This window comes from Pseudomonas resinovorans NBRC 106553, assembly GCF_000412695.1.
Taxonomy (GTDB): domain Bacteria; phylum Pseudomonadota; class Gammaproteobacteria; order Pseudomonadales; family Pseudomonadaceae; genus Metapseudomonas; species Metapseudomonas resinovorans_A.
The window spans coordinates 5,774,094-5,788,551 of record NC_021499.1 but is presented as its reverse complement, the minus strand read 5'-3'; the positions used below and the strand labels follow the sequence as shown (position 1 = coordinate 5,788,551).

The 14,458-nt window shown below is 66.6% G+C and carries 12 protein-coding genes and 1 riboswitch; of the genes, 8 read left to right on the top strand and 4 right to left on the bottom strand.

Going from position 1 to position 14,458, the window contains the following annotated elements:
• Positions 1–72 precede the first annotated feature (72 nt).
• Both PCA10_RS26025 and waaA read left to right on the top strand, forming a co-directional pair.
• Positions 73–957 (top strand): LysR family transcriptional regulator, encoded by an 885-nt coding sequence (locus PCA10_RS26025; protein ID WP_041770455.1) that lies wholly within the window; start codon positions 73–75, stop codon positions 955–957.
• A gap of 81 nt (positions 958–1,038) precedes the next feature.
• Positions 1,039–2,307, top strand: coding sequence for a lipid IV(A) 3-deoxy-D-manno-octulosonic acid transferase (gene waaA, locus PCA10_RS26020; protein ID WP_016495074.1), 1,269 nt, complete (start codon positions 1,039–1,041; stop codon positions 2,305–2,307).
• 135 nt (positions 2,308–2,442) lie between these two features.
• On the opposite strand, the gene PCA10_RS26015 is transcribed toward waaA, so the two are convergent.
• Together PCA10_RS26015 and PCA10_RS26010 are read right to left on the bottom strand one after the other, a co-directional pair.
• Positions 2,443–3,033, bottom strand: a complete 591-nt coding sequence (locus PCA10_RS26015) for a cupin domain-containing protein (RefSeq protein ID WP_016495073.1) — start codon at positions 3,031–3,033, stop codon at positions 2,443–2,445.
• 61 nt (positions 3,034–3,094) lie between these two features.
• On the bottom strand, positions 3,095–5,050 hold the full coding sequence (locus PCA10_RS26010; RefSeq protein WP_016495072.1) for an oxidoreductase: 1,956 nt from the start codon (positions 5,048–5,050) through the stop codon (positions 3,095–3,097).
• A 157-nt stretch (positions 5,051–5,207) separates the two neighbouring features.
• On the opposite strand from PCA10_RS26010, the gene PCA10_RS26005 reads away from it, so the two are divergent.
• Positions 5,208–6,281: an ABC transporter substrate-binding protein gene (locus PCA10_RS26005; RefSeq protein ID WP_016495071.1), complete on the top strand. Its 1,074-nt coding sequence runs from the start codon at positions 5,208–5,210 to the stop codon at positions 6,279–6,281.
• Between the two features lie 109 nt (positions 6,282–6,390).
• Here PCA10_RS26005 and PCA10_RS26000 read toward each other — a convergent pair whose 3' ends face one another.
• On the bottom strand, positions 6,391–7,830 hold the full coding sequence (locus PCA10_RS26000; RefSeq protein WP_016495070.1) for a TolC family outer membrane protein: 1,440 nt from the start codon (positions 7,828–7,830) through the stop codon (positions 6,391–6,393).
• A 222-nt stretch (positions 7,831–8,052) separates the two neighbouring features.
• Positions 8,053–8,159: riboswitch (TPP riboswitch) on the top strand.
• Positions 8,160–8,249: 90 nt separating this feature from the next.
• Here PCA10_RS26000 and thiC point away from each other — a divergent pair.
• Both thiC and cytX read left to right on the top strand, forming a co-directional pair.
• The gene (thiC, locus tag PCA10_RS25995; protein WP_016495069.1) at positions 8,250–10,133 is read left to right on the top strand and encodes a phosphomethylpyrimidine synthase ThiC; all 1,884 of its coding nucleotides are present in this window, start codon (positions 8,250–8,252) and stop codon (positions 10,131–10,133) included.
• A 127-nt stretch (positions 10,134–10,260) separates the two neighbouring features.
• Positions 10,261–11,562 (top strand): putative hydroxymethylpyrimidine transporter CytX, encoded by a 1,302-nt coding sequence (gene cytX, locus PCA10_RS25990; protein ID WP_016495068.1) that lies wholly within the window; start codon positions 10,261–10,263, stop codon positions 11,560–11,562.
• On the opposite strand, the gene PCA10_RS25985 is transcribed toward cytX, so the two are convergent.
• Entirely contained in the window at positions 11,519–12,259 is a 741-nt protein-coding gene (locus tag PCA10_RS25985; protein ID WP_016495067.1) for a DUF3298 and DUF4163 domain-containing protein, read from the bottom strand. The two genes, cytX and PCA10_RS25985, sit on opposite strands and share 44 nt — an antisense overlap.
• A gap of 197 nt (positions 12,260–12,456) precedes the next feature.
• Between PCA10_RS25985 and PCA10_RS25980 the strand changes: the two genes are divergently transcribed.
• The 3 genes from PCA10_RS25980 to cpdA all read left to right on the top strand — a co-directional run bounded on the left by PCA10_RS25980 (position 12,457) and on the right by cpdA (position 14,441).
• Positions 12,457–13,074, top strand: coding sequence for an NUDIX domain-containing protein (locus PCA10_RS25980; protein ID WP_016495066.1), 618 nt, complete (start codon positions 12,457–12,459; stop codon positions 13,072–13,074).
• Positions 13,065–13,520, top strand: a complete 456-nt coding sequence (locus tag PCA10_RS25975; RefSeq protein ID WP_016495065.1) for a DUF1249 domain-containing protein — start codon at positions 13,065–13,067, stop codon at positions 13,518–13,520. The genes PCA10_RS25980 and PCA10_RS25975 overlap by 10 nt, the downstream gene beginning before the upstream one ends.
• Positions 13,521–13,625: 105 nt before the next feature.
• Positions 13,626–14,441, top strand: a complete 816-nt coding sequence (cpdA, locus tag PCA10_RS25970) for a 3',5'-cyclic-AMP phosphodiesterase (protein ID WP_016495064.1) — start codon at positions 13,626–13,628, stop codon at positions 14,439–14,441.
• Positions 14,442–14,458 lie beyond the last annotated feature (17 nt).

Genomic DNA, 14,458 nt, shown 5'->3' with positions numbered 1-14,458 from the left:
GACGTGAATTCTAAGTCTTCGGGCGATGGGATAAAGTGATTACCTATCTGCTTTGGAGATGGGTTGCCCGCCATGCAATGGAACCTGGAACAGATTCGCCTGTTCGTCGGCGTCGCCGAAGGCCAGTCCTTTTCCGCCGTGGCGCGGCGGCTGCGGCGTGCCCAGTCGGCCGTGAGCAGTGCCATTGCGTTGCTGGAGGAGGACCTCGGCGTGCAGCTGTTCGAGCGTAGCAGCGGGCGCCAGCCGCGCCTGACGCTGGCCGGCGCGGCGCTGCTGGAGGAAGCCCGCGAAGTGTTGCGCCAGTGCCAGCGGCTGGATGGCCGCGCCTTGGGGCTGGCGCGCGGCGAGGAGGCGCGTCTGCGTCTGGCCCTGGACGAGGCCATGCCCTACCAGCCGGTGCTGGCCAGCCTGGAAGCCCTGGGCACGGCCTTCCCCATGCTGGAAGTGCAGTTGGCCAGCAGCGCTCAGGGCGAGGTGGCGCGCAAGCTGCTGGAGCGCCGCGCGGACCTGGGCCTGCTGTTCCACCACGAGCAGATGCCCGACGCCCTGGAACGCCAGCGCCTGGGAACCATCGAGATGGTCACCGTCTGCGGTGCCAGCCATCCCCTGGCCAGACGGGCCTTTGCCGAGCGCCGCGAGTTGGCGCGATACCGGCAGATCCTCATGTCGCCCCAGGACAGCCATTACCCCGGCGGCGAGCAGTTCGGCCCGCAGGTCTGGCGCGCCGACAGCTTCTACGTGATGGCCGAGCTGCTGATGCGCGGCCTGGGCTGGGCCTGGTTGCCGCGCCACGTGGCCCAGTATCCGGCCTACCAGGGGCAGTTGGTGGAGCTGCGCAGCGACTGGACGCCACCCTCGCTGGTGGTGGAGCTGGTCTGCCGTCGCGACGAGGTTCCGGGGCCGGCGGCCCTCTGGCTGGGTGATAGCCTGGCCGAGCACCTTCAAGCCATGGGTTGAGCGCCTATTTCCCGTCGGGCTGCCGTTGAGCAGTCGCTTGTCAGGTATCATCCGCAGCCAGTCCGGCCAGGCGCACTGCCCATGAATCGCACCCTCTATACCCTGCTGTTCCATCTCGGCCTGCCCCTGGTGGCCCTGCGTCTGGCCTGGCGCGCCTGGCGGGCGCCGGCCTACGCCAAGCGAGTTGGCGAGCGCTTCGCCCTGGGGCTGCCGGACGTCCGCCCCGGCGGGATCTGGGTGCATGCCGTGTCGGTGGGCGAGAGCATTGCCGCGGCGCCAATGGTCCGCGCCTTGCTGGAGCGCCACCCGGAGCTGCCGATCACCATCACCTGCATGACCCCGACCGGTTCGGAGCGAATCCGCGCCCTGTTCGGCGATCGCGTGCAGCACTGCTACCTGCCCTACGACCTGCCCTGGGCGGCGGCGCGCTTCCTCGCGCGGGTCCGGCCCAAGCTCGCGGTGATCATGGAAACCGAGCTCTGGCCCAACCACATCCACCAGTGCGCTCGCCGCGGCGTTCCCGTGGTGCTGGCCAACGCACGCCTGTCCGAGCGCTCGGCCCGTGGCTATGGGCGCTTCGCCAAGCTCACCGCGCCCATGCTGGCGGAACTGAGCTGGATCGCGGTGCAGACCGAGGCCGAGGCCGCGCGCTTCCGCGCACTCGGCGCACGCCCGGACTGCGTGGCGGTGACCGGTTCGATCAAGTACGACCTGCGCATCGACCCGGCGCTACCCCGGCGCGCGGCCGAGCTGCGCGGTCAGTGGGGCGCCGAGGCGCGCCCGGTGTGGATCGCCGCCAGCACCCATGCCGGCGAGGACGAGATAGTCCTCGCGGCCCACAAGGCCCTGCTGGCGCAGCGACCGGACGCCTTGCTGATCCTGGTGCCGCGCCATCCCGAGCGCTTCGGTCCGGTGTTCGAGCTGTGCCGCCGCGAGGGTCTGGCCACGGTGCGCCGCTCCAGCGGCGAGGCGGTCGCCGCGCAAACCCAGGTGCTGCTGGGCGACACCATGGGTGAACTGCTGTTCCTCTATGCCCTGGCCGATATCGCCTTCGTCGGCGGCAGCCTGGTGCCCAGTGGCGGCCACAACCTGCTGGAACCGGCGGCGCTGGGCAAGCCGGTGCTGTCGGGGCCGCATCTGTTCAACTTCCTCGAGATCGCCGCGCAGCTGCGCGATGCCGGCGCCCTGGCCGAGGTGGCCGATGCCGGGGAGTTGGCCACCCGAGTGGAGCGGCTCTGGGCCGAGCCGGCGGGGGCGACCGCCATGCGTGAGGCGGGCCTGAGTGTACTCAGGGCCAACCAGGGAGCGTTGGAGCGGCTGCTGGGCGGGATCGCGCGATTGCTCGGATAAGGGAATCGCTCTTGTAGGGGCGATTTCAATCGCCATGGGTAGCGAAGCTGCCCCGCTGGGCGTGTCGAGGCAGGCCTTCGGCTTGCTTGGCGAATGAATTCGCCCCCACAGAGAAGGTCCTGCAGATAGCGGGGATCAGAAGGTCGGCGGGGTGATGACCCACAGGATCAGCGCATCCTTGTCGCCCGGATTGCCATAGCGGTGCGGTTCCTGGCTCGAGAAGCTGAAACTGTCCCCTTCCTGCAGGCGGAAGTGGCGCTCGCCCACCCAGAGCTCGAACTCGCCGGCCAGCACATAGCCGGCTTCCTCGCCTTCGTGGCTGTAGCTCTCTTCGCTGTAGGTGCCTGGCGGAAAGCGCGAGTGGAGCATTTCCAGCTGGCGCAAGGGCTGTGGGCTGAGCAGCTCGTCGGTGATGCCGTCTTCGTAATGCAGGCTGGTACGGGCGTTGCGGCGCACCACGTAGCCACGGTCGGCGTCGTCGGTGGGCGCCTCGCTGGCGAAGAACCACTGGATGGTCACGCCCAGGCTGCGGGCGATGTTGAACAACGCCGGGATCGAGGGGTACGCCAGGTTGCGTTCCAGTTGGCTGATGTAGCCGGCGGTGAGCTTGCTCTGCTCGGCCAGCTCGCTGAGGGTCAGGCCCCGGCGTTTGCGCAGCGCGCGGATGCGCGTGCCGAGGAACTGGCTCTCGGCGTTGGCGTTCGGCGATGGCAGGCTGGGGCTCATGGTTCCCTCCATGGGGCACGGGATCGCGGCATTGTATGGCAGCCGCGATCGGCAAGGACACTCAGATGTCCCAGGCCAGCTTCAATCCCTCGTAGATCGCCTCTTCCACCGTGCGTGGCGCCAGGCAGTCGCCGATGCGGCGGAACGCCACCAGGCCTTCCAGTTCGCTGCCCAGGTCGTCCACCGGCTGGTGGCCCTGGCAGAGCACCAGGGTATCCACCTCCTCGAACAGCATCGGCTCGCCGCAGCTCGCGTGCATCATGTACACCGTGTTGTCGTCGCAACCGTAGAGGCGCGCATAGGGCGTGATCGGGATGCCCAGCTTGTGCAGCTCCCCGGCCATGTGGTCGCGCACGTAGAGCGGCAGGCTCTCGCCGCAATGGGTGCCGTTCACCGCCAGGCGAACCGAGTGGCCCTCGCGCGCCAGACGCTCGGCGATGCCGGGGGCGATCCAGTCACCGCGCCAGTCGGTCACCAGTACCGAACGGCCCGGTTGCACTTCACCTCGCAGTACCTGCCAGGCGTCCACCACTTGCAGCTCGCCGCCGCGCTCGAAGGCCGGCCAGTAGGGCTTGGCGCCGGTGGCGATGATCACCAGGTCGGGACGCTCGAGCTCCACCAGCGCACGGTCGACGCGGGTATTGCGCCGCACCTGCACGCCGGCCAGCTCCATCTCCCGTTGCAGGTTGGTGACGATGCCGCCGAACTCGGCGCGGCGCGGCAGCAACTGCGCCAGCTGGACCTGGCCGCCGAGTTGGCCGGCGGCCTCGAAGAGGGTCACCTCGTGACCGCGCCGGGCCGCCACTGCGGCAGCCTTCATGCCGGCCGGGCCGCCACCCACCACCATCACGCGCTTGCGCACGGTTGCCGGTCTGGGCTGGTCGTAGGTCAGTTCGCGGCCGGTTTCCGGGTGCTGGATGCAGGAAATCGGATAGCCACGGTGGAAGTGCCCGATGCACGCCTGGTTGCAGGCGATGCAGGCGCGCACGTCGTCGCTGCGGCCTGCGGAGGCCTTGTTCGGCATCTGCGGGTCGCAGATCAGCGCGCGGGTCATGCCGCAGACATCGGCCTGACCGCGGGCGAGTATGGCCTCGGCTTCCTGGGGCTGGTTGATCCGTCCGGTGACGAACAGCGGGATGCCCAGGCGCGCCTTGAAGCTGCCGGCGGTGGGGGCCAGGTAGGCGGCTTCGATGGCCATGGGCGGCACGATGTGGATGGCGCCGCCGAGGGACGCCGAGGTTCCGGCCACCAGGTGCAGGTAGTCGAGTTGCCCTTGCAGGGACAGCGCCGCCGCCAGGGTCTCGTCCTCGGTCAGGCCTTCCGGGTCGCGTTCATCGGCGGAGATGCGCATCCCGACGATGAAGTCCTCCGAGCAGTTGTCGCGCACCGACTGGATGATTTCGCGGAGGAAGCGCAGGCGTGCGTCCAGGTCGCCGTTGTAGCCGTCGTCACGCTGGTTCACCCGTGGGTTGAGGAACTGCGCCGGCAGGTAGCCGTGGCTGGCGACTATCTCCACTCCGTCCAGCCCGGCCGCGCAGAGGCGCCGGGCGGCGGCGCCGTACCCGGCGACTATCTCGTCGATCATCGCCTGGTCCAGGGCCCGGGGCATCACGCGGAAACGCTCGTTGGGCGAGGCGGAGGCGGACCAGGCCACCGTCAGCAGGCCGTCGCTGGATTCCATGATTTCCCGACCCGGGTGGAAGACCTGGGACAGCACCACGGTGCCCTCGGCGTGACAGGCCTCGGCCAGGCGCCGGTAGCCCTCGATGCAGGCGTCATCGGTGGCCATCAGCACATGGGAGGTGTAGCGCGCGCTGTCGTGGACCCCGGCCACCTGCAGCACGATCAGGCCGACGCCGCCCTTGGCGCGGGCCCGGTGGTAGGCGATGAGCTGCTCGTTGACCAGGTTGTCGGCGGGCATGGAGGTGTCGTGGCCGCTGGACATGATCCGGTTCTTCAGGCGTTTGCCGCGGATTTCCAGCGGCTCGAAGAGATGCGGGAAGGTAACGCTGGACATGGAGGCTCCTCTGGACCTGGCGGCCGACTTGTTCTTGTTTTGTCATAGGAATTTACCGACAGTAAAAAATCAACTTGTTTTTTTACTTGTGCCTGACTTAGCTTCGAGTCAGCCCGAATCGGGCCAGCTTCATCACAACAACAAGAGGAGAAGCACCATGCGGCATTCCCGAGTTCCTCACCCGAACCTTGCGCGACCTTCCTTCGGCGTTCTCGCCGGCCTTGCCCTGGTGTCCACCCTGGGGGTGGCCCAGGCGGCGGACAACATGGTGGTGGTGGGCTACGGCGGAGCGGGGCAGAAGGCCCTGAGCGACGCCTTCTTCAAACCGTTCGCCAAGGCCAGTGGCGCGCCGCTGACCGAGGGCGAGTACAACGGCGAGATGGCGCGGATCAAGGTGATGAGCGACACCGGCAGCGTCGATTGGGACCTGGTGGAAATCGAGGCGCCGGACCTGGCGCGCGGCTGTGACGAGGGCATGTTCGAGCGGCTGGACTGGCAGCGCATCGGCGGGGCAGACCAGCTGATCGCCGATGCCGCCCATGAATGCGGCTCGGCTGCCATGGTCTGGAGCGTGGCCCTGGCCTATGACGCCGGTAAGCTGGCTGCGGCGCCGACCTCCTGGGCGGACTTCTGGGACGTGCAGCGCTTCCCCGGCAAACGCGGCCTGCGCAAGCGCGCGGTGTACAACCTGGAGTTCGCCCTGCTGGCCGATGGCGTGAAGCGCGAGGATGTCTACAAGTTGCTGGCCACTCCAGCCGGTGTGGAGCGGGCCTTCGCCAAGCTGGACCAGCTCAAGCCGCACATCCAGTGGTGGGAAGCCGGTGCACAGCCGGTGCAGTGGCTGGCGGCCGGCGACGTGACCATGACCTCGGTGTACAGCGGACGCATCGCCGCGGCCCACCAGGAGGGGAACAACTTCGCCGTGGTCTGGCCGGATAGCCTTTACGGCATGGACTACTGGGCGATCATCAAGGGCTCGAAGCACGTCGACCGCGCCCAGCAGCTGATCGCCTTCATCAACAAGGCGGAAAACCAGGCCGACTACGTGAAACGCATTCCCTACGGCCCGGTCAATCAGCAGACCTTCGACCGCCTCGATCCGCAACTGACCGGCTGGCTGCCCAGCTCACCGCAGAACATGGCCCAGGCACTGCCCATGGACGTGGAGTTCTGGACCGACCACGGCGAGGACCTGGAGCAGCGCTTCAACGCCTGGGCGGCGAAGAAGTAGGAGCGAATTCATTCGCGAAACAGGCCAGAGGCCTGCGTGGTTTCAGATCACACGGAACCCCAACAAAAAAGCCCGGCATCGCTGCCGGGCTTTCTCATGGTGCTGGAACTCAGTATTCCGGGTCGCCGTGCAGGCTGGCTTCCGCCGCCTTGGCCAGGTCCGGCGGGAGGAAGTCCTTGTCCGGGTCGTAGTCGGGCTTGAGGTAGTTGGCCAGGGCCTGCAGGTCGCCCGGGCTGAGGGTGCCGGCGGCCTGTTTCAGGCGCAGGTTGTCGAGGATGTAGTCGTAGCGGGCGTTGTTGTAGTCGCGCACCGAGCTGAACAGCTGGCGCTGCGCGTCGAGCACGTCGACGATGTTGCGGGTACCCACCTGGTAGCCGATTTCGGTGGCTTCCAGGGCGCTCTGGTTGGAAATGATCGACTGCTTGCGGGCCTTCACCTGCTCGACGTCGGTGTTCACCGCGCGATGGAAGTTGCGGGTGTTCTGCACCACGTTGCGGCGCAGGCTTTCACGCTGCTGTTCGGTCTGGTTCAGGCGCTGGTAGGACTCGCGCACCTGGGAGCTGGTCAGGCCGCCGCTGTAGATCGGGATGTTCAGCTGCAGGCCGAGGCTGCGTTGCTCGACGTCGCCGCCAAAGCGCTGGTCGCTGCTGCCGGTGTTGCTGAAGCCGAGGCTGTCGTTGTCGCCTTTCTGGTAGCTGGCCACCGCGTCCAGGGTCGGCGCATGGCCGGCCTTGCGCTGGCGCAGGGTCTCTTCGGCGGCGTCGACGGCGAAGTTGGCGGCCTGCAGGTTGAGGTTCTGCAGGGCGGCGGTGTCGACCCAGGCCTTGGCGTCGTTGGGCACCGGTTCCACGATCGGCAGGGTGTGGAGCATGCCTTCGATCGAGTTGTATTCGCGGTTGGTCAGGGTGACCAGGGCCTGGAAGGCGTCATCCACGGCGCGTTCGGCAACCAGGCGGTTGGCGCGGGAAGTGTCGAACCCGGCCTGGGCTTCCAGGACGTCGGTCTTGTCCGAAAGGCCCACATCGAAGCGTTCGTTGGCCTGGTCGAGCTGGCGCTTGAAGGCCGCTTCCTCGGCGCGGGTGGCGGCCAGGTTGTCCTGGGCGCGGAGCACGGCGAAGTAGGTTTCGGCGGTCTGCAGGATCAGGTTCTGCTGGGTCGCGGAGAAGTCCAGGGAGGCCTGTTCGGTCGTGGACTCCGCGGCCTTGAGCTGGAACCAGCGGTCGGCGCGGAAGATCGGCTGGCTCAGGGTCGCCTGGTAGGCGTTACCGCTGCGCGACAGCGTACTGGAGGGTTCGTCCAGCTCGGTCCGGGTGTTGTTCATCGTGGCGCCGCCATTGATCTGCGGCAGCAGTCCGGAGCGGGCCTGGGGCACGGCTTCGCGCAGCGCTTCATAGTTGGCGCGGGAAGCAGCGAGGTCGGCGTTATTGTCGACAGCGTCCTTGTAGACGGTCACGAGGTCCGTCTTGGCTGACAGGGGGGCATCTACGGCCCAGGCGGTTCCGGCAAAGGCGGATGCCACGGCGATGGCCAGCGAGAGTCTGCGCAGCATGATCAATCCTGGATTCGGGGGTGTCGGGGGCAAGGCTACGGGGCTGCTCGGGGCGGGTCAATATGCCCCGGCAGCGGCAGGAGTGTAGTTTGCGGCAAGCTATGTTGCCTGCCTGCAACAATAGGGTTGTCGCACCCGGGACTTACGTCATTTCGCGACGCGCCAGTCACATTATTCTGACCACCGGGTTGGTTTTATCCGACGAGCTTGTTTAGACTGCGCGAGTTCTTGTCGGGGTGCCTCGAATCGGAGGCTGAGATCGGATAGTTCCGGATCCCGTTGAACCTGATCAGGTTAAGGCCTGCGTAGGGAACAAGATGTGCCTCCCCAGTTCCACGTCACGGGAGGTCCCTCTCAGCACCGCTCCAGGTGCCCTCTGCTTTCAGGTTCGCTCCGACATCTATCCCAGGAGCCAGCCGATGACCGCAAAACAACAAAAGAACCTGAGCGAGAGTGCCCAGGTCGATAAGCAATCCATCCAGCCTTTCCCCCGCTCGCAGAAGATCTACGTCGAAGGTTCCCGCCCGGATATCCGCGTACCCATGCGCGAGATCAGCCTGGACGTGACGCCCACCGCCTTCGGCGGCGAGATCAACGCCCCGGTCACCGTCTATGACACCTCCGGCCCCTACACCGACCCCGCCGTCAGCATCGACGTGCGCAAGGGCCTGGCCGACGTGCGCTCGCCCTGGATCGAGGAGCGCGACGACACCGAGCGCCTGCCGGGCCTGACCTCCGAGTTCGGCCAGCGCCGCCTGGCCGATGCCGAGCTGTCGGCCATGCGCTTCGCCCACGTGCGCAACCCGCGCCGCGCCAAGGCCGGCCGCAACGTCACCCAGATGCACTATGCGAAGCAGGGCATCATCACGCCCGAGATGGAATACGTCGCCATCCGCGAGAACATGAAACTGGCCGAGGCGCGTGCCGCCGGCCTGTTGAAGGAGCAGCACGCCGGCCACAGCTTCGGCGCGAGCATTCCGAAGGAGATCACCCCCGAGTTCGTCCGCGAGGAAATCGCCCGCGGCCGCGCCATCATCCCGGCCAACATCAACCACGTGGAGCTGGAGCCGATGATCATCGGCCGCAACTTCCTGGTGAAGATCAACGGCAACATCGGCAACTCGGCCCTGGGCTCCTCCATCGAGGAAGAAGTGGCCAAGCTGACCTGGGGCATCCGCTGGGGCTCCGACACCGTGATGGACCTGTCCACTGGCAAGCACATCCATGAAACCCGCGAGTGGATCATCCGCAACTCGCCGGTACCGATCGGCACCGTGCCGGTCTACCAGGCCCTGGAAAAGGTCGGCGGCATCGCCGAGGACCTGACCTGGGAGCTGTTCCGCGACACCCTGATCGAACAGGCCGAGCAGGGCGTGGACTACTTCACCATCCACTCGGGCGTACTGCTGCGCTATGTACCGCTGACCGCCAAGCGCGTCACCGGCATCGTCTCCCGTGGCGGCTCGATCATGGCCAAGTGGTGCCTGGCCCACCACAAGGAGAATTTCCTCTACACCCATTTCGAGGAAATCTGCGAAATCATGAAGGCCTACGACGTCAGCTTCTCGCTGGGCGACGGACTGCGTCCGGGCTCCATCGCCGACGCCAACGACGCCGCCCAGTTCGGCGAGCTGGAAACCCTCGGCGAGCTGACCAAGATCGCCTGGAAGCATGACGTGCAGACCATGATCGAGGGTCCCGGACACGTGCCGATGCACCTGATCAAGGAGAACATGGACAAGCAGCTGGAATGCTGCGACGAGGCGCCGTTCTACACCCTCGGCCCGCTGACCACCGACATCGCCCCCGGCTACGACCACATCACCTCCGGCATCGGCGCCGCGATGATCGGCTGGTTCGGTTGCGCCATGCTCTGCTACGTGACGCCCAAGGAGCACCTGGGCCTGCCGAACAAGGATGACGTGAAGACCGGCATCATCACCTACAAGATCGCGGCCCATGCCGCTGACCTCGCCAAGGGCCATCCGGGCGCGCAGGTCCGCGACAATGCGCTGTCCAAGGCGCGCTTCGAGTTCCGCTGGGAAGACCAGTTCAACCTCGGCCTGGACCCGGACACCGCCCGCGCCTTCCACGACGAGACCCTGCCGAAGGAGTCGGCCAAGGTCGCGCACTTCTGCTCCATGTGCGGGCCGAAGTTCTGCTCCATGAAAATCACCCAGGAAGTCCGTGACTACGCCAAGGAAAATGGCCTGACCGACGAGCAGAAGGCTATCGAGGCCGGTTTCGCCGAGCAGTCCGGACGCTTCAAGGACGAAGGCTCGATGATCTACAAGCAAGTGTAAGTACAAGCTCCCGTGTGACCGTGATGGGGCGCCGCCCCGTCACAACACGCCGCAAGCCGGGCCTCGTGCCCGGCTTCGCGGTTTGTGGCCATAACCATAACGACAGTCCATCCAGGGCCTCTGCCAAGTGAACACTCCAACCAGCTATTCACCGTCCATCCCGGTCGCCTTCGACCAGCGCGTGCTGGGCACGCGTGATCTGTTTTCCCTCTGGTTCTCCCTCGGCCTCGGCCTGATGGTGCTGCAGACCGGCGCGCTGCTGGCGCCCGGTCTGGGTTTCAGCGACGCGCTGCTGGCGATTCTGCTCGGCACTGGCGTCGGCGTGCTGCTGCTGGGTTCGGCGGCCATGATCGGCAGCGACACCGGCCTTTCCTCCATGGCCTCGCTCAAGCTCAGCCTGGGTTCGGCCGGCGCGACCCTGCCGGCCGTGCTCAACCTGCTGCAACTGGTGGGTTGGGGGGCCTTCGAGATCATCGTGATGCGTGACGCCGCCAGCCTGCTGGCCGCTCGCGGACTGGGGGAGGGCAGCCTGTTGGCTTCGCCGGTCCTCTGGACCCTGGTGTTCGGCGCCCTGGCCACCCTGCTGGCCGTGGCCGGCCCGCTCGCCTTCGTGCGTCGCATCCTGCGCCGCTGGGGCATCTGGCTGCTGCTGGGCGCCTGCGTCTGGCTGACCTGGGACCTGTTCAACCGTGCCGACCTGTCGGCCCTGATGGCGCGTGCCGGCGATGGCTCCATGTCCTTTGCCCTGGGCTTCGACATCGCCATCGCCATGCCGCTGTCCTGGCTGCCGCTGATTGCCGACTACTCGCGCTTCGGTCGCCGTGGCGGCGGGGTGTTCGTGGGTTCCGCGCTGGGCTTCTTCATCGGCTGCCTGTGGCTGATGGGCCTGGGCGTGGCCTACACCCTGGCGTTCGCCGAGGCCAGTGACGCCAACGCCCTGCTACTGGCCCTGGCCGGAGCCGGCATGGGGATTCCGCTGCTGCTCATCCTGTTGGACGAGTCGGAGAAGGCTTTCGCCGACATCCATTCGGCGGCGGTCTCCACCGGCATCCTGGTGCCGCTGAAGGTGGAGCACCTGGCTCTGGCCATCGGCGTGCTCTGCACCTTGATCGCCTGGTTCGCACCCTTGGCCAAGTACCAGAACTTCCTGCTGCTGATCGGCTCGGTGTTCGCGCCGCTGTTCGGCGTGGTGCTGGTGGATCACTTCATCCTGCGCCGTCGCCGCATCGAGCTGGCGCCGCGTGTCCTGCTGCGCTGGGATACCCTGGTGGCCTGGGCCTGCGGCGTAGCCACCTACCACGTGCTGGCCAACCATTGGCCGGAGCTGGGCGCCACCCTGCCGGCGCTGCTGGTGGCCGGCGGGTTGCAACTCGTGCTGGGGCGCTTCAGCCGCGTCCGGGGAAATACTGGGGCTTCAGTATTCCGTTGAGCTGCGGGTAGGGGATGCGCAGCTCCGGGTGGCCGCTGGAGTAGGGCGCGATGGTGTAGACGTCGTACTTGAGCAGCATGGCGCCGTAGCCGAGGCCGATGTTGTCGGTGCGCTCGAAGGGCCAGGTCCTGGCGAATTCCGGGTCCTGGTCCAGCTTGTTGGTTGCCAGCCAGCGGCGGTGGGCCTGTTCGGCCACCTTCCAGAAGGCCTCTTCCTGGCCGGGAAGCAGCATGTCGCCGAGGCTCAGCGGTTTTTCCAGCTTGCGGTCGTAGTTGATGAATCCGCGTCCCGGCATGCCATGGGCGCCGCCGGTGAAGAGGTAGCTGGACAGCTCCACCAGCACCAGCTTGTCGTGCTCTTCCAGCACCTTGGCCTGCAGGTAGCTGCTCCAGCCCGGCTCGGCGCTGGCGAGGAAGTCCCTTTCATAGGATTGGAAGGAGGCCGGCAGCGGCGCGTCCGGGCTGTCCTGGGTCATCTGCAGCAGGCGCCGGTTGATCAGGGCGTTGAGCTCGGGCTCGTCCTCGAAGCTGATGGCGTCGATGTTCACCAGCGGGCAGGTGTCGCCCTGGCAGCCGGGTTTGAGGTGTTCCCAGGCATGGCGCTGCGGTTCCAGCTTGTCGTGTCCGCCGGGGAGCATCTGGCAGGCGCTGAGCAGGGCGCCGAGGCTGGCGGCGGCAAGGAGTCTGGCAAAAGGCATCGGCTTCATCTTCTGGGACGGGTTCCGGAACGTGCAGGCTTCGACTGCGCTCGCGGCCATGAGTTCGGCGGCCGCGCGGCACGGTTTCGCCGCGCATCTTCCCAGCCTGCGAGCCATCTGCAAAGAGGCTGCGCCCCATGCGGCCAAGGCGTAGGATGCGCGGATCGAAGCCTTCCAACAGTGAGTGAGAACCGCCCATGACCGAAACGTTCAAGCCGGATCCGGACGCCGTTGAAATAGTCGAGCAGGAAACCTGTTTCCAGGGTTTTTACCGTCTGGACCGACTGAGCCTGCGTCATCGGCAGTTCTCCGGTGCCATGGGGCCGGTCATCCATCGGGAACTCTTCGTCCGTCATGATGCGGTCTGTGTTCTGCCCTATGATCCGCAGCGTGACCAGGTGGTGCTGATCGAACAGTTCCGGGTCGGCGCCTACGGCAAGAGCGAGAACCCCTGGTTGCTGGAGCTGGTCGCGGGGCTGATCGACAAGGACGAGGAACCGGAAGAGGTCGCCCGTCGGGAAGCCGTTGAAGAGGCCGATCTGCAGTTGACTTCACTCTGGCCGATCACCACCTACTATCCTTCACCAGGGGGTTCGAACGAACGTGTGCACCTGTTCCTCGGGCGTTGCGACAGTGACGGCGCGGGCGGCGTACACGGGCTGGCGGAAGAGGGCGAAGACATCCGCGTGCATGTGATGCCGCTGGAAGACGCCCTGGCCCTGATGCGTGAAGGGCGGCTGGACAATGCCGCAAGTATGCTGGCCCTGCAGTGGCTGGCGCTGAACCGTGCCGAAGTCAGGGGGTTGTGGACGTGAATCTGTTGCGCGATCGCTACCGGGTCGATCTCGTCGGGCTGCAAGCAGCCTGCGAGGCGAACTACGCGCGCCTGATGCGTCTGCTCCCGCAGATGCGCGAGGTGCGTGGCTCCCGGCGCGTCGCGTTGAGCCAGGGCGAGCGCCTGCTCGGCGTGCTGACCCTGGAAGTGGTCGACGCCTGTCCCTATACCACCACCCTGCGGGTGCGCCAGGAGCACAGCCTGCCCTGGTTGCCGGCGCCGCAGCTGGAAGTGCGGGTCTACCATGACGCGCGCATGGCCGAAGTGGTCGGTGCCGAGAATGCACGGCGCATTCGTAGCGTGTATCCCTATCCCAACGCCGACATGCACCAGCCCGATGAGAAGAGCCAGTTGAATCTCTTCCTCGGCGAGTGGCTGAGCCATTGCCTGGCCTGCGGCCACGAGCTGGAGCCCGTGTCCCTCTGATCGGCGCGATCCACTGCGAGTAACTGTGAACCATTCCCGCTTCGCGGGTTTACCCCTTGTGCGCGCAGCAACCATAATTGGACCACCTTGCCCAAGGAGAAGGCCTTGCCCAGTCCACTCCCCCACGCCGCTGACGAGTCGGTGCTGCTGGTGCAGCTCTCCGACAGCCACCTGTTCGCCGAAGCGGACGGCAAGCTGCTGGGCATGGAGACCCGCGACAGCCTGCGGCGGGTGATCGAGCAGGTGCTGCAGGAGCAACCGCGCATCGATCTGGTGCTTGCTACCGGCGACCTCTCCCAGGATGGTTCGGTCGAATCCTACGAAGCTTTCCGCGACATGGCGGCGGGCATTCCCGCGCCGGCCCGCTGGTTCCCCGGCAACCACGACGAAGTGCCGGTGATGCGCGATGTCTGCGCCGGCTCCGACGCCCTCGAACCCATAGTCGATTTCCCCCACTGGCGCCTGGTCCTGCTGGATTCCACCATTGCCGGCGCCGTGCCCGGACATTTCCCCGCCGAGCAGCTCAAGCTCCTGGAAGACGCCCTCCAGGGCGCCGGCGAGCGCCATGTGCTGGTCAGCTTCCACCATCATCCGGTGCCCATAGGCTGCACCTGGATGGACCCGATCGGCGTACGCAACGCCGACAGCCTGTTCGCCGTGCTGGATCGTTATCCACAGGTGCGTGCGCTGCTCTGGGGGCACGTCCACCAGGAGTTCGACCAACTGCGCAACGGCGTGCGCCTGCTGGCCTCGCCGTCCACCTGCGTGCAGTTCGCGCCGGGCAGCGAGGATTTCTGCGTGGGCAACGAGGCACCCGGCTACCGCTGGTTGCGCCTGGCCCGCGACGGCAGCGTGGAAACCGGGGTTTCCCGGGTCACCGGCATCGACTTCGAGGTGGACTACAGCGTCAAGGGTTATTGACCTTCGCGCCGTTGCAC